General features: G+C 69.6%; 15 protein-coding genes. 7 read left to right on the forward strand and 8 right to left on the reverse strand.

Annotation, left to right across the window (positions count from 1 at the left end; all coding sequences use genetic code 11):
- Positions 1-130: 130 nt before the first annotated feature.
- The 4 genes from LBW94_RS41710 (at position 131) to LBW94_RS41725 (ending at position 3,655) form a co-directional block, all read left to right on the forward strand.
- A complete protein-coding gene (locus tag LBW94_RS41710) occupies positions 131-1,294 on the forward strand; it encodes an N-acetylglucosamine-6-phosphate deacetylase (protein WP_225056736.1) in 1,164 nt (387 codons plus the stop codon).
- Positions 1,291-2,244, forward strand: a complete 954-nt coding sequence (locus tag LBW94_RS41715; RefSeq protein ID WP_225056734.1) for a hexose kinase — start codon at positions 1,291-1,293, stop codon at positions 2,242-2,244. Before LBW94_RS41710 ends, LBW94_RS41715 begins: the two co-directional genes overlap by 4 nt.
- A complete protein-coding gene (locus tag LBW94_RS41720) occupies positions 2,241-3,086 on the forward strand; it encodes a class II fructose-bisphosphate aldolase (protein WP_225056733.1) in 846 nt (281 codons plus the stop codon). Before LBW94_RS41715 ends, LBW94_RS41720 begins: the two co-directional genes overlap by 4 nt.
- Before the next feature lie 83 nt (positions 3,087-3,169).
- Positions 3,170-3,655, forward strand: coding sequence for a DUF4254 domain-containing protein (locus LBW94_RS41725; protein WP_225056731.1), 486 nt, complete (start codon positions 3,170-3,172; stop codon positions 3,653-3,655).
- A gap of 335 nt (positions 3,656-3,990) precedes the next feature.
- On the opposite strand, the gene LBW94_RS41730 is transcribed toward LBW94_RS41725, so the two are convergent.
- Positions 3,991-5,565: an ATP-dependent DNA ligase gene (locus LBW94_RS41730; RefSeq protein ID WP_225056730.1), complete on the reverse strand. Its 1,575-nt coding sequence runs from the start codon at positions 5,563-5,565 to the stop codon at positions 3,991-3,993.
- Positions 5,566-5,706: 141 nt separating this feature from the next.
- Between LBW94_RS41730 and ramB the strand changes: the two genes are divergently transcribed.
- Positions 5,707-7,116 (forward strand): acetate metabolism transcriptional regulator RamB, encoded by a 1,410-nt coding sequence (gene ramB, locus LBW94_RS41735; protein ID WP_225056729.1) that lies wholly within the window; start codon positions 5,707-5,709, stop codon positions 7,114-7,116.
- A gap of 49 nt (positions 7,117-7,165) precedes the next feature.
- Here ramB and LBW94_RS41740 read toward each other — a convergent pair whose 3' ends face one another.
- From LBW94_RS41740 to urtA, 6 genes are all read right to left on the reverse strand, one after another.
- Complete coding sequence (locus LBW94_RS41740) at positions 7,166-7,858, reverse strand: GntR family transcriptional regulator (protein ID WP_225056728.1); 693 nt, start codon at positions 7,856-7,858, stop codon at positions 7,166-7,168.
- Positions 7,859-7,871: 13 nt separating this feature from the next.
- On the reverse strand, positions 7,872-8,579 hold the full coding sequence (gene urtE / locus LBW94_RS41745; RefSeq protein WP_225056727.1) for an urea ABC transporter ATP-binding subunit UrtE: 708 nt from the start codon (positions 8,577-8,579) through the stop codon (positions 7,872-7,874).
- Positions 8,563-9,387: an urea ABC transporter ATP-binding protein UrtD gene (urtD, locus tag LBW94_RS41750; RefSeq protein ID WP_416277064.1), complete on the reverse strand. Its 825-nt coding sequence runs from the start codon at positions 9,385-9,387 to the stop codon at positions 8,563-8,565. The genes urtE and urtD overlap by 17 nt, the downstream gene beginning before the upstream one ends.
- Before the next feature lie 191 nt (positions 9,388-9,578).
- On the reverse strand, positions 9,579-10,724 hold the full coding sequence (urtC, locus tag LBW94_RS41755; protein WP_225056726.1) for an urea ABC transporter permease subunit UrtC: 1,146 nt from the start codon (positions 10,722-10,724) through the stop codon (positions 9,579-9,581).
- Entirely contained in the window at positions 10,721-11,605 is an 885-nt protein-coding gene (urtB, locus tag LBW94_RS41760) for an urea ABC transporter permease subunit UrtB (RefSeq protein ID WP_225056725.1), read from the reverse strand. The genes urtC and urtB overlap by 4 nt, the downstream gene beginning before the upstream one ends.
- A gap of 89 nt (positions 11,606-11,694) precedes the next feature.
- Positions 11,695-12,918 carry an urea ABC transporter substrate-binding protein gene (gene urtA / locus LBW94_RS41765; protein WP_416277065.1) on the reverse strand — a complete coding sequence of 408 codons (1,224 nt, stop codon included), beginning with the start codon at positions 12,916-12,918 and terminating at the stop codon, positions 11,695-11,697.
- Positions 12,919-13,360: 442 nt separating this feature from the next.
- On the opposite strand from urtA, the gene LBW94_RS41770 reads away from it, so the two are divergent.
- Positions 13,361-13,900: a carboxymuconolactone decarboxylase family protein gene (locus LBW94_RS41770; protein ID WP_225056723.1), complete on the forward strand. Its 540-nt coding sequence runs from the start codon at positions 13,361-13,363 to the stop codon at positions 13,898-13,900.
- Here the strand turns inward: LBW94_RS41770 and LBW94_RS41775 are convergent.
- On the reverse strand, positions 13,894-14,298 hold the full coding sequence (locus LBW94_RS41775; RefSeq protein WP_225056722.1) for a nuclear transport factor 2 family protein: 405 nt from the start codon (positions 14,296-14,298) through the stop codon (positions 13,894-13,896). The two genes, LBW94_RS41770 and LBW94_RS41775, sit on opposite strands and share 7 nt — an antisense overlap.
- A 100-nt stretch (positions 14,299-14,398) precedes the next feature.
- Here LBW94_RS41775 and LBW94_RS41780 point away from each other — a divergent pair, with 100 nt between their 5' ends.
- Complete coding sequence (locus LBW94_RS41780; RefSeq protein WP_225056720.1) at positions 14,399-14,980, forward strand: TetR/AcrR family transcriptional regulator; 582 nt, start codon at positions 14,399-14,401, stop codon at positions 14,978-14,980.
- Positions 14,981-15,202 lie beyond the last annotated feature (222 nt).

Genomic DNA, 15,202 nt, shown 5'->3' on the forward strand with positions numbered 1-15,202 from the left:
TCGCCGTGCACCCGCACCACACAGCGTCCACCCGCCCCGGCGCCGAAGCTCCGCATTCGGACCCGGCCGCCACTGGGCCGGTATGGATGGTTCCCGCGCAACGATCCTCGGTGTCCGATCGGGGGCTGCGATGACCTCCGGCGATGACGGCGGCGAGTTGCGCGGCCGGATCGTCACCGCCGATCGCGTGCTCGACGACGGCGTGATCTCGATCTCGGGCGACCGAGTCGGGGCCGTCACGGACAGCGCGGAATGGGCGGCACGGCACCCGGATCGGGCATTGCCGCTGTTCTCCGGCACCATCGTCCCCGGATTGGTCGACATCCACAATCACGGCGGGTTCGGGCATCGCTTCGACACGACCGATATCGCCGAGGCGCGGGCGGCCGCGGAATTCCACCATGCGCAGGGGACGACGACCGTGGTGGCGAGCATCGTCACCGCACCGGCCGACGAGATGGTGGCGCAGGTCGCGGCGCTGCGGGAGCTCGCGACCGCCGGGGTGGTGGCGGGTATTCACGCCGAAGGGCCGTTCCTGTCCGAGGTGCGTTGTGGCGCACAGGATCCGCGCTATCTGCTCGATCCCGATCCGGTGCTGACCGAGCGGCTGCTCGCGGCGGCCGACGGCTGGTTGCGAGTGATGACACTGGCCCCGGAGCGGCCCGGATTCGACGCCGTCGCAACGATGTTGGCACGGCACGGGGTGGTGGTGGCGCTCGGGCACTCCGATGCCGCGCATCCGGAGTTCCGGGCGGCGCTGGCGCCCGGCGGTTCCGGGACGCTGGTGACCCATCTGGCCAACGGGATGCCCCCGCTGCACCATCGCGCGCCCGGCCCGGTCGCCGCCGCCCTGCTGGCCGCGGCCGCGCGGGCGGTGACCGTCGAACTCATCGGCGACGGTGTGCACATCGATTCCGGCTTCGGCGCACTGGTTTTCGCCACCGCGCCGCAGCGGGTCGCGCTGATCACCGATGCGATGCAGGCCGCCGGGATGCCCGACGGCGGTTATCGGCTCGGCCCGCAGGCGGTGCAGGTCACCGAGGGGGTGGCGCGACTGCCCGGCGGCACCCTCGCCGGGGGCACCGCCACCCTGCTGCGCTGCCTGCGCTGGGCGGTGCGCGACTGCGGCGTGCCGCTGCCGGAAGCGATCCGGGCCGCCACCGTCACTCCGGCGGCGGCGGCCGGATTGTCCGAGGTAGGCGACCTGCGGCCGGGAATGTTCGCCGACGCGCTCATTGTGGATGACGGGTTCGATTTGCCACGGGTGCTCCGGCGAGGACAGTGGTTGTCGTGATCCTGACCGTGACAATGAATCCGGCCTATGACACCACCTATCGTGTCGAGCGGCTGGAGCGGGGCGCCGCGCAGCGCGTGCTGTCGGTGCAGCAGCGCATCGGCGGCAAGGGCATCAACGTCAGCCGAGTGCTCAACCAGATCGGAAAGTACTCCCGGGCCACCGGATTCGCCGACCACATGTTCGCCGCCGCGGCGGAGCTGGAGCTGCCGGTGGACTTCGTGCACGCGCTGCCCTGGGTCCGCCGCACGGTGGTGATCAGCGAATCCGAGGACGGCACCGCCACCGGGCTGTGGGAGCCGGGCCCCCGGGTCAGCGAACCGCATTCGATCGACCAACTGCGCGTGCGGGTTTCGGGCCTGCTGCCGGATTCCAGGGGGTTGGTGGTGTCCGGCTCGTTGCCGATCGGGGTGACCGAGGCGATGCCGGCGGACCTGGCCAGGATCGCCGTGGCGGCCGGGGTGCCGGTGGTCTGCGACGTCGACGGCCGGGCCCTGCGCTACGCCGCGCAGGTGCCGGGCGTGGTGCTGATGCCGAATCTGGACGAACTGCGGCAGCTGGTGGACGACGAGATCGACGATCCGGCGGACATTCCGGCCGCGACCGGGCCGCTGATCGCGATGGGTGTCCGCGCGGTGATCACCACCCTCGGCGCGGCCGGCATGGTCGCCGTCACCGCCGCGGGGGCGTGGTCCGCCGCCCTGCCGGAACCGCTGGCGGGCAATCCGACCGGCGCCGGCGACGCGGCGGCGGCGGCCGTCATCGCGGCCCTGGCGAGCGGCGCCGCACCGGACTGGCCGGCGATCCTGATCGACGCGGTCGCGACATCCGCGGCGGCCGTGGTGATCCCGGTCGCCGGTGAGATCGATCGGTCGCTACGGGAGCGGCTGGCGCCCACGGTCACCGTCACCGACCTTCGTCCCGCCGCCCAGGAGGCCACCTCACCATGACCCTGACGCCCGTGCCCGATCTGCTCGCCGCCTCGCGGCCGGGCGCACTGGCCGCCTTCAACGTGATCACGCTGGAACACGCGGAGGCCGTGGCCGCCGCCGCGGAGGCGACGGCACGGCCCGCCGTGCTCCAGATCTCGGAGAACACCGTGCGCTATCACGGTGGTCTCGCGCCGCTGGCCCGGGCCTGCCTGCAGATCGCCGCGGACAGTACGGCCGCGCTGGCGGTCCATCTGGACCACGCCACCGGCGCCGCGCTGATCGAATCGGCGGTGGCGCTGGGCATCACCTCGGTGATGTACGACGGCTCCACCCTGCCCGATGCCGACAACCGCGCCACCACGGCCGCGATCACCCGATGGTGCCATCGGCGCGGGGTGGTGGTGGAGGCCGAGCTCGGCGCGGTGGGCGGCAAAGGAGGGGCCCACACGCCCGGGGTCCGGACCGATCCGGCCGCCGCCGCGGCGTTCGTCACCGCGACCGGCGTCGACGCGCTGGCGGTCGCGGTCGGCTCCGAGCACGCGATGCAGGCCCGGACGGCCCGCCTCGACGACGACCTGATCGCCGCACTGGCGGCGCGGGTGCCGGTACCGCTGGTGCTGCACGGCTCCTCGGGGGTGCCCGACGCTGGCCTGCGGTCGGCGGTCCGGCACGGCATGGCGAAGATCAATCTCGCGACCCGGCTGAACATCACGCTCACCGGCGCCGTCCGGACGGCGCTGGCCGACGGTCCGGCGCTCACCGATCCGCGCCGGTATCTGGCGCCCGCCCGGCGGGCCGTGCAGAGCGAGGTCGAGCATTTCCTGCGACTGCTGGATCCGGCCGCCGCGACCGCTGCCTGAGTCAGCACCTGTTTTGTCGCGATGGTCCAGGTCAGCGAATGTTGTTGCCGATCAGAAATATTGGGCGTGCATCATCTTCTCCCGTGGCATCGCTCCCACCGAAACACCGCCTCCTGGAGGCCTGCCGTGGCCTGCCGGTCGAGACCGGCCCGCCCGACGAACACCTCGTACTGCGCTGTGCCTGCCGGCTGGCCGAACTGCACGAGCAACGGATGGCCGCCGAGCCCGGCACCGTCACCGTCACCGAGATCGATCACGATCGGGCCCGCCTGGTCCACGACATCGACGGCTGGGTGGTGCGGGAGTTACCCACGGCGCACGGAGGCGCCCGCATGCACACCGAAACCGTCGGCACGGTGGTCGACCGGCTCGCCCAGTTCTCGGCCCAGGCGTACTCGACGCTGACCGGGGCGCCCGAATGGATGGTGCACGACGCCTGGCGTCGCCTGTCCGAGTTGGCGGTGGCCTACGAGGATCTGGCGGTGGACGTCACCGGCGGCGTCTGCCGGCTGCCCGATTTCAGCGGCCATCACGAATACGACCGCGGCCCACACGAATTCGAGCACTGAGAAGATCCCGGCCGCGGAGTCGGTGGCACCGGGATGAGGAACCGGTGCCACCTCGTCCGACGGCACTCGGCCGATGAGCTCCGGCCGGGTGACACAGAGGGCCGCCGGCGACACCGGATGAGGAAAAACGGTGGCGTCGACGGCCCTCGAGTCGTCGGCGACCCTGGCGAGGGTGCAAGTGCCGCCGACTGTGGGGATGGCGGATCAGGGCAGTTGATCCGTGTCGGTTGCCCGACGCATTTCATCCTGCGCGCAGAACCTGAACAGCTCCGTCGACAGACCTGTGAACTCCCTGGCAGTCACTTTTATTGCGCTTTACTGTTTTTACCGTACTTTTACTCTTCGACGGCCGATCGCGCCGAAACCACCAGCCCTTCCGGCAGCAATTCCCGGACGGCGTCGATGGTGTCGGCATGGGCCGGCGTCTTGTCCGGGCGGTATCGCACCACCCGGGCGAACCGCAGCGCCACCCCGCCGGGATACCGGGGGCTGGCCTGCACACCGTCGAGGGCCACCTCGACCACCAGTTCCGGCCACAGGTACACCGTGTGCTCGTTGCGGGAGCGCTCGTGCTGGGGGAATTCCGCTGTCTGCCACTGCAACAGCGCATCGGTCAGCCCCTTGAAGGTCTTGCCGACCATGATCGGCTCGCCGCCCGCCGGATCACGCGCGCCCAGATGCAGATTCGACAGATAGCCGGTGCGGCGGCCGTACCCCCACTCGGCCCCGAGCACCACCAGATCCAGGGTGTGGGTGGGTTTGATCTTCTGCCAGCCCCGGCCGCGCCGCCCCGCGGCGTACGGCGCGGCCAGTGATTTGATCATGATGCCCTCGTGGCCCGCGGCCAGGGCGCCGTCGAAGTATTCGGCCGCCGATTCGGCATCGGGGTCGACCAGCGCCGGAATGGCGTGCTGCCCGGCCACCCGCAGCAACGCCGCCCGCCGCTCCCGCAGCGGGGCATCGAGGAAGTCGATGCCGTCGAGGTGCAGGCAGTCGAAGAAGTACGGATGCAGCAGCAGATCCCGGGCCGAGGTGATCTCCGGCGCCGCACCCGGTTCCACGGTGGCGAAGCGGCTCATCGTCTCCTGGAAGGGGCGGGGGCGGCCGGAATCGGTGAGCGCCAGCGTCTCCCCGTCGAGGACGACGCTCTCACAGGGCAGCGCCGCCACCAGCCGCACCAGCTCCGGCACCCCGGCGGTGATGTCGCGCAGCGTCCTGGTGAACACCCAGACCTGGGAACCCTCGCGGTGCACCTGGATCCGGGCGCCGTCGAGCTTGTGTTCGACGCTCACGTCGCCGCCGAACTCCTCGAACGCACCGTCGAGGGTGGCGCCGGGCGCGGCCAGCATGGGCTGGATGGGCCGCCCCACCTCGAGCCGGAACTCCGCCAGCGCGGCGGCGCCACCGGTCAGCGCGGCCACCGCGGTGACCGGCAGCCGCCCGGACAGCATCGCGGCCCGGCGCACCGCCGCCACGGGCACCTCGGCGGCGGCCGCGACCGCCTCCGCCACGATCGCCGCGAGCGCGCCCTGCCGCAGCTCCCCGGTCAGCAACCGGACCAGGAAATCGCGCTCGGCCGCCGTGGCCGCGGCCAGCAGCGAGCCCAGCAACTCCCGGCGCCGGGCCGCCGACCCGGCGCCGACGGTGCCGGCCAGTTCGGTGAGCGTCGCGTCGACCGCGGCCACGGTGAGCGTCGCGGTGGCGGCGGGCTCGGCCTCGACCGCGGCCAGGGTGCGCCACCCGGCGCCGACGCGCCCCTGTGGCAGCTCCCCCGAGACCCAGGCCACGACCTGGGCGGCCGCCACCGGCCCGGCCCGGCCCACGAGGGCGGCCAGGGTCGTGATCTTGGCCTTGCGCGATCGGGTCGCGCGGACGGCCTCCGAAGCGGCCACCACCTCCGAGAGCAGCATGTGTCGACCGTAACCGCACGGACCGACAGGTTCAGGGAACGCGCGCGGGCACGCCCCCGTGGTCGATGATGTGACATGCTGCGCATCGTTCTGTTAATTGATCCGTTGGCAAGCGTGCGAAATCATCCATAAACTGGGCGAATGGCCAAAACTTATGTCGGCGCGCGATTACGTCAGCTGCGCACCGAACGAGGGCTGAGTCAGGTTTCGCTCGCCAAGCAGTTGGAGATCTCGGCGAGCTATCTGAATCAGATCGAGCACGATGTGCGACCGCTCACCGTGCCGGTGCTGCTGCGCATCAGCGAGGTCTTCGGCGTCGATCCCACCTTCTTCTCCTCCCAGGACGACACCCGGCTGGTGGCCGAACTCCAGGAGGTGGTGATGGACCAGGAACTCGGCATCGAGGCCGACGCCCAGGAGGTCGCCGACATGGTCTCCGCGCATCCGGGCCTGGCCCGCGCCATGGTCAACATGCATCGGCGCTACCGCAACACCACCGCCCAGCTGGCCGCGGCCACCGAGGACCGGTTCGCCGACGGCAGCGGCACCGGCTCCATCTCGCGACCGCACGAGGAGGTCCGGGACTTCTTCTACCAGCGGCAGAACTACATCCACGAGCTGGACACCGCCGCGGAGGAGCTGGCCGTCCGGATGCGTTTCCACGGCGGCGACGTCGTCCGCGAGATCGCCCGGCGGCTCGACTCGGCGCACGGAGTGCAGATCGTCGAGCGCATCGATCTCGGTGAGGGGGTGCTGCACCGCTTCGATCCGGAGCAGCGGCGGCTGGAGATCGCCCCGCATCTGTCCGGCGGGCAGCGGGTGTTCAAACTCGCCGCCGAACTGTCCTATCTGGAACAGGGTGATCTGATCGAGAAATTGGTCGACGAGGGCAATTTCGCCTCCGAGGACACCCGCCGGCTGGCCCGGCTGGGCCTGGCCAATTACTTCGCCGCCGCGATCGTGCTGCCGTACAGCCAATTCCACGAAGTGGCCGAGGATTTCCGCTACGACATCGAACGGCTGTCGTCGTTCTTCATGCAGAGTTACGAGACCATCTGCCACCGACTTTCGACCCTGCAACGCCCGAAACTACGGGGCGTCCCGTTCTCGTTCGTCCGGGTGGATCGGGCGGGCAACATGTCGAAACGACAGTCCGCCACCGGATTCCACTTCTCCTCCGCGGGCGGCACCTGCCCGCTGTGGAACGTGTACGAGACCTTCGCCTATCCGGGCCGGATCATGACCCAGATCGCCCAGATGCCCGACGGCCGCAACTATCTCTGGATCGCCCGGACCGTGGAGCGCCGCGCCGTCCGCTACGGCGAACCCAGCAAGACCTTCGCCATCGGCCTGGGTTGTGAACTGCGGCATGCCAATCGGGTGGTCTACGCCGACGGGCTCGATCTGGTCGAGCCGAAGGCCACCCCGATCGGCGCCGGCTGCCGGGTCTGCGAACGGGCCAACTGCCCGCAACGCGCCTTCCCGCCGCTGGGCAAATCCCTCGACATCAGCGAGCACCGCAGCTCCATCTCGCCGTACGTGCTGCGCTGAGGGGCGAACCGGCCGGCCGGGGCGGGGCCGCACGGACGAGGTGGGCGGCTCAGTCCCGCACGGCCTGCCCGAGCCGCGTCAGCGCGAGCGCCTGGCGGGCGCGGGCCAGCACGTGGTCACGAGAGCTGGTGATGTGGGCCAGCAGCGCGCCCAGTGCCGTGTCCAGATCCTCGGCCAGGACGTGTTCGGCGATCCGGATGTGCTCGGTGGTCATCGTCGTGATCCGGTCGGCGGCGGGCACGTCCAGCGCGCGCAGCGGGCGGACCCGGGCGTGCACGGTGGCCAGCGCCTCGACCAGCGAGGCGTTGCCCGCGGCCGCCAGCAGCGTGGCGTGGAACTGCTCGTCGGCGACGACCAGATCCAGACCGGGTTCCGGGGGCCGGTCCACCCGGGTCCGCCACAGGTCCAGTTCCCGGCGGATCGACAGCTGGTCGTGCGTCGAGCTGCCGGCGATCACCCGCTGAATTCCCCTGGCCTCCAGGATCATTCGCAGTTCGAACAGATCCGCCAGTTCGTCCAGCCGGGGCCGGTAGGGATAGAGGCCGTCAGCGTGCCGCTCCAGCAGGCCGTCGGCGAGCAACCGGGCCAGCGCCTCGCGCACCGGCGTGCGCGAGACACCGTAGATGTCGGCGAGGCGCTCCTCGGCCAGCCGCTCGGAGGGCACGATCACCCCGGCGGACAGGTCTCGGAGAAGCGAGCGGTACACCCTCTCGCTCAACGAGTTTCGCCCCTTGCGCGCCATCCGCGAACCCGGCTCAGATGGCCATGGCCGCACGGACCGCGGATTCGGCTCCGGCACCGCCCTCCCCCGACGAGGTGATGCGGCCCGACCGCAGCACGTAGTAACGCTGGGCGGCCTGCAGGGCGAAGCCGATGTGCTGTTCCACCAGCAGCACGCTCAGCCCGCCCTTTCCGGCCGTGGTCCGCTGCGTGAGATCGATGATGGTGCGCTCGATCTCGGCCACCACCGAGGGCTGGATGCCCTCGGTCGGCTCGTCCAGGATCAGCAGCCGCGGCTCGGTGATCAGCGCCCGCGCGATGGCCAGTTGCTGCCGTTGCCCGCCGGACAGCAGGCCCGCCTTGCGGGTCAGCAACTCCCGCAGCGCCGGGAACAGATCCAGCGCGTCGTCGATCAGCGCCTTGCCGTTGCGGCGGCCGTCGGCGACGACCTGGAGATTCTCCGCGGTGGTCAGCTGCGGGAAGGACTGCTGCCCCTGCGGCACGTAGGCGATGCCGCGCCGCACCCGCCGCGACGGCGACAGCTTCGAGATCACCTCGTCGCCGAAGCGGATCTGCCCGGACCGTACCGGCAGCAGGCCGACCACCGCGCGCAGCAACGTGGTCTTGCCGGCGCCGTTGTGGCCCATGATCGCGCCCACCCCGTCGTCCGGAACCGTCAGGGACACACCGTGGATCACCTCGGTGCGGCCGTATCCGGCATGTACGTCAACGAGCTCCAGCATCGGCGACCTCCTCGGTCTCGGCATAGGTGTCGCCGGCGGCGGCGGTGCCGAGGTAGACCTCCTGCACCTTCCGATCGGCCTGGACCTGTTCCACGGTGCCCTCGCTGAGCACCCGGCCGCCGGCCAGCACGGTCACCGAACTTGCGAAGGCCCGCATGAAATCCATGTCGTGCTCGACGACGATCACGACGCGATCGGTGCCGATGCGGCGCAACAGATTTCCGGTCTCCTCGCGCTCCTCGGAGCTCATGCCCGCGACCGGCTCGTCCAGCAGCAGCACCGAGGCGTTCTGCACCAGCAGCATGCCGATCTCCAGCCACTGCTTCTGCCCGTGCGCGAGCACCCCGGCCGGCCGGTCCCGCAGCGCGGTCAGCCCGGTGGTCTCCAGCGCCTCCTCGATGCTCGGCAGCACCGACTTCCGCCGCCGCAGCAGGCTCAGCGCGGAACGCCCGGCCCCCGCCGCGATGTCGAGATTCTGCAATACCGTCAGCTGTTCGAAGACGCTGGCGGTCTGGAAGGTACGGCCCACCCCCAGCCGCGCGATCTCGTGCACCTTGCGGCCCAGCAACTCCGCACCGGACTTCTGCGCCGACCCGGTCGCCGGAACCAGACCGGTGATCGCATCGATCAACGTGGTCTTGCCCGCCCCGTTGGGCCCGATCAGGAACCGCAGATCCCCTTGCAGCACGGTCAGATCCACCTCGGTGACCGCCTTGAACCCGTCGAAACTCACCGACAGGCCCCGGATCTCGAGGTACTCGCTGTCACCCATCCGGGTCGGCTCCGCCGCCTCGCCCCCGGCGGCCACGACCACCGGCGCGGGTGATCCGTCGGCGGCGGCTTCGGACACCGCCACCTCGGCCGAATCACTGTCGGCGGCGGCGACTTCGGCCGGATCTGCTTCCGCCGCAGCCGAACTGTTTTCGGCGGCAACGGTGTCCGTCGGATCTATCTCGGCCGCAGCGGGTTCCGTCACGACCGGATCGGGCTCGTCGCTCATCATGCCTCCACCTTCGCGGGATCCGTGTCTTCGATCGGGTCCGGCGTGGTCGCGACCGGCAGCGGGACCGGGACGGATTCCGCGACGCCGGGCCGCACCCGTTCCAGCAATCCCTTCAGCAGCGGCCCGAAACCGGCCAGCCCGGCCGGGATGAACCCGACGACCAGTACGAACAGCGCGCCCTGGAAATAGGTCCAGGCGGACGGGAAGTGCTCGGAGAAGCTGGTCTGCGCCCACGCCACCCCGATCGCGCCCAGGACCGGGCCGAGCAGGGTGGTGCGCCCGCCGATGGCGACGCCGATCAGGAAGACGATCGACGGCACCACCCCGATGTCGGCCGGGGAGATGATGCCGACGATCGGGGTGAACAGCGCGCCCGCGATCCCCGCGAAGAACGCCGCCGCCACGTACGCGACGATCTTGATGTTGGCCGGGTCGTAGCCGAGGAAGCGCACCCGCTCCTCCTGGTCCCGCACCGCGACCAGCAGTTCCCCGTAGCGGCTGTGCATCAGCTGCCGCGCGATGGCCACCACGACCAGCAGTGCGGCCGCGGCGATGAAGAACAGCATCTTCCGGTTCACCGGATCGCTGAGCCGGAAGCCGAAAAAGGCCCGGAAGTCGCTGAGCCCGGTGAACCCGCCGATGGACTGCTGCCCGGTGAGCAGGATCGCCAGCGCCGCGACCAGCGCCTGCGACAGGATCGAGAAGTAGGCGCCCTTGACCCGGCGCTTGAACACGCCGAAGCCGAGCAACGCCGCGGCCAGGCCCGGCAGGATCAGGATCGCCAGGATCGCGACCGGCCCCGAGGCCATCGGCCGCCAGTACGCCGGCAGCGTGTCGATACCGGAGATCTGCATGAAATCCGGTACGTCCTGGTGCATCCGGGCCGCGTCGGCCAATTGCAGATGCATCCCCATCAGATAGGCGCCGATACCGAAGAACACACCCTGGCCCAGGGTGAGCATTCCGCCTCGGCCCCAGGCCAATCCGATGCCGACCGCGACGATCGCGAAGCACAGGAACTTGGCCAGCAGATTGAGCCGGAAGTCGCTGAGCACCCCCGGCGCCACGACGAACAACACGATGGCGGCGAGCACGAACCCGCCGACGGTCCGCAGCCACGGCCGCTGCAACAACGCGCTCACGCGAGACTCCTCGTCCGGACGGTGAACAATCCCTGCGGCCGAACCTGCAGGAACACCACGATCAGCACGAAGACGATCACCTTCGCCACCGAGGCGGTGGTCGAGTACTCGATGAACGAATTCAGCAGTCCCAGACCGAAGGCCGCGAGCACGGTGCCCTTGATCTGCCCGAGCCCGCCGATGACGACCACGAGGAAGGCGTCCACGATGTAGCTCTGCCCGATGGTCGGGCTGGTCGACCCGATCAGCGTCAGCGCCACCCCGGCCAGCGCCGCCAGCCCGGAGCCGATGAAGAAGGTGCTCACGTCGGTCAATCGGCTGGACACACCGCTGGTCTCGGCGAGGCTGCGGTTCTGCACCACCGCCCGGATGCGCCGGCCCAGCGGCGTCATCTTCAGCACGGCGGCGAGAATCACCACCACCACGACCGCCAGTACCAGAATGAAGATGCGGGTCTTGGGCACCACGGTCCCGGCGATGGTCAGCCCACCGGTGAGCCAGTGCGGCGCCACGACGTTCTTCGCCGGGGCGCCGAAGATGTTGCGCACCACCTGTTGCAGGATCAGCCCGACGCCGAAGGTCACCAGCAGGGTGTCCATCGGGCGGTTGTACATCCAGCGGATCAACGCCATTTCCAGCACGGCACCGAGCACTCCGCCGACCAGGAAGCCCACCGGCAGGGCCACGATCAGCGCGACTCCGGTCGCGTGGACGACTTGTTCGACGACATAGGTGGTGTAACAGCCGGCCATGATGAATTCGCCGTGCGCCATGTTGATGACGCCCATCTGACCGAAGGTCAGCGACAGGCCCAGCGCGGCCAGCAACAGAATGGAACCCAGACTCAGCCCGGTGAACAGCTGTCCGATCGCGACTTCCATTGGGGTTACCTCGATTTCACTTCGTACTCCGGTATGGGGCCGCCGGACGCGCCGACGGCCCCACACCGCCCCTCATCGACGGCTGTCGGTTACTTCAGGCCCTTGGCCCAGTCGTAGGAAGTCAGGTACGGGTCCGGAACGATCGGCTTGCCGGAATCCCACACCGTGTAGATCAGGCCGTCCGGGTGGATCTCACCGATCCGGGCGGTCTTGGTGATGTGGTGGTTGCTGCCGTTGACGGTCACCAGGCCCTCGGGGGCGTCGAAAGTGACTCCGTCGGCGGCCTTCTGGATGTCGGCCACGGCGAACGACTTCGCCTTCTCGACCATGTTCTTCCACAGGTACACCGAGGTGTAGGCGGCTTCCATCGGGTCGGAGGTGGGCTTGCCCGCACCGACGGCGGCCTGGTACGCCGCGACGAACGCCTTGTTCTGCGGAGTGTCGAGGGTCTCGTAGTAGTTCCACGCGGTCAGCTGCCCGGCCAGGTACTGCGGGCCGATGCCCGCGGCCTCCTCCTCGGCGATGGACACCGACACCACCGGCATGTCGGCGGCCTTCAGCCCGGCGTTGCCGTACTCGCGGAAGAACGCGACATTGGAGTCACCGTTGAGAGTGTTGAACACCGCTCCCGCCTTGGCATTCCGCACCTTGTTGACGATGGTGGAGAAGTCCGTGGAACCGAGCGGCGCGTAGTCCTCGCCCTTGATCTCGATGCCGTTGGCCGCCGCGTAAGCCTTGATCTCACGGTTGGCGGTCTGCGGGAACACGTAATCGCTACCGACCAGGTAGAGGGACTTGATGCCCTTCTGCTTCAGGTAATCCAGCGCGGGGATGATCTGCTGGTTGGTGGTGGCGCCGGTGTAGAAGATGTTCTTGCTGTCCTCCAGGCCCTCGTACTGCACCGGGTAGAACAGCAGCGAGTCCAGCGACTCGAACTTCGGCTTCATCGCCTTGCGGCTGGCCGAGGTCCAGCCGCCGAAAACGGCGGCGACACAGTCGGAGCTGACCAGCTTCTCGGCCTTCTCCGCGAAGGTCTTCGGGTCCGACGCGCCGTCCTCCGCGACGATCTGGATCTTCTTGCCCAGCACACCGCCCGCGGCGTTGATCTGGTCGACCGCCAGCTTGGTCGAGTTGGCCACGGTCACCTCGGAGATGGCCATGGTGCCGGTGAGCGAGTGCAGCGAACCGATCTTGATGGTGTCCTTCGAGGTGTCCACGCAGGACTTTGCGGCCGTGCCGGAACCGGAATCGTCCTTGCTACCACAACCGGCCACCAGCAGAGCCGACAGCGCGAGTGCTGTCGGCACCGCCATCAACTTGGCGGCGCGGCGAACGTGACCACGACGAGCGTCACGAGAAACTGACATGGGCGGACCCTTCTCACTTCATCAGGTGCTCGGCGGCGCGCGTGCGCCGCCCGGACACGCTCGCCGATCCCCCCGGGCGTTATCGGTATACCGGCCCGTTGTATACAGCGTTTGTATCCGTGCGACGAAGATTAGGTGGATTGTGTTGCGCGAGAATGACCCTGGATAACGGTCCCGTGTCCGCGGATGACGAATGTGTTGCGGATATTTCGCTGGCGTGAACCGGGTAGTGGTATTCCGTAGACGACCAGGGCCGACGTCGCTCTCGCGGCGCCGGACCAGCCTGAATCGGTCACCCACCGGCCGAGGACCCGTGCCGGAAAACCCGTTCCGGCAGGCGCGGCCGCGATACCGGCCCGGGCGCTGTGCGCCCTGTTACCGTGGGGACATGGTGTCGACGGGGCCACGGATCGCGCCGGGCCGGTTACGCGAACTCGGTCCGGTCAATTGGCTGGCCTGGCAGGCACTCTCACGAGCGGCCGGAACGCCGGACGCGCACCTGTTCAGCACCCTCGGCCGGACCGGCGGACTGTTCCGCGGCTGGCTGCACTTCTCCGGCAAGCTGATGCCCGGCGGCCGATTGCGCCGCTACGACACCGAATTGGTGATCCTGCGGGTCGCCCACCTGCGGCACTGCGACTACGAGACCGACCATCACATCCGGCTCGGCACACGCGCCGGCGTCACCCCCGAGATCCTGGACCGGCTGCGCGAGGGCCCCGCGGCCGACGGCTGGTCGGACCGGGAACGGGCCCTGCTCACCGCCGTCGACCGCCTGGTCGGGACCCGCGACCTGGACGACGCCACCTGGCAGGCCCTGGCCACTCACTACGACGAGCGCCTGCTGATCGAAATCGTGCTGCTGACCAATCAGTACGAGGGCCTGGCCAGCACCATCACCGCATTACGCATCCAGACCGATCACTGAGCCCGCCTGCGCGCCACCACCTTCCGATACTCGATGCGCCACCCCTGCGGTTCCCGCCGCAGCACGTCCTCGTAGACACAGGAACCGGCCGTCCCACCGGCCCCCACCGCGAGCCCCTTCGACCGCGTCCGCACACTCGCGCCCTCCCGGCCGACCACCACGATATTGGTGACGTGATGCCCCAGCGGCTGCCCCGCGTCGTCCACGGTGGCGCTCCACAACTCGCGCATCGCGGCCAGGCCACGCACGGTGCCCAGGCCGAAATCGCCGACATCCATCACCACGTCCTCGGTGAACAGGTCACCGAGATGCTCACCGTCGTGATCGTCTGCCAGATGCCCGTGCAGCGCGATCACCTCGTGGATCGCGATCCGATCCTCGGCACTGATATCCGTCATGAGACCCCTTCACTCAAATGGGGAGTTCCCCGTTTACACCCCGCTAGACTAACCGGGGAACTCCCCACTACGCAATGGATTCCGTGACCCGAGGAGAGGTGTGACCGACCGGCCCAGGCGCGCCGACGCCCGCCGCAACTACGACCTGGTACTGGCCGCGGCCAAGGAGGTCTTCGCCGAACTCGGCGTGACCGCACCCCTGGACGAGATCGCCCGCCGCGCGGGCGTCGGCAACGCCACCATGTACCGGCACTTCCCCACCCGCCGCGAACTGGTCATCGCCGTCTACGCCGACGAGGTCACCGCCCTGGCCGAGCTGGGAGAAACCCTGCTGCACAGCGACACCCCGCCCGCCGACGCACTGTTCCGCTGGCTGCGCGCCTTCGTCACCCACGTCGCCACGAAACGCGAACTCCCCCTCGCCATCCCCGACGACACCGGCGGCGAGCGCAACGCCCTCTACCACCGGTGGCACGACACCATGCGCACCACCGCCACCACCCTGCTCACCCGCACCCGGCAGGCGGGCGCGGTCCGCCCCGAGATCGATATCGCCGACGTCATCGCCGCCGCCAGCGGCATCGGCCACGCCGCCGCCGACGCCGACCAGATCGACCGCCTGCTCGGCATCCTCCGCATCGGCATCCAGACGCCGGCCGAATCATTCTCGGACCCGGCCTGATTCCCACCGGCACCGCAACCACCGGTCGACATGCGCCGGGCCGCACCGGATTCGCACTCGCGCCACCACCAGCCGAAGTGCACCGGGCCGCGCGCGATTCGCATCCGCGACACGATGACCGGTGCCGCGCGACCTGCGAGCCCAGCCGCCGGACCGCGTCCGGCCGGAGTGGCTCGACCGCAACCGATCCCGGCCCACCGAGCCGAGCCCTCGGCGAGACAT

The sequence above is a fragment of the Nocardia sp. alder85J genome, assembly GCF_020176955.2.
Lineage (GTDB): Bacteria > Actinomycetota > Actinomycetes > Mycobacteriales > Mycobacteriaceae > Nocardia.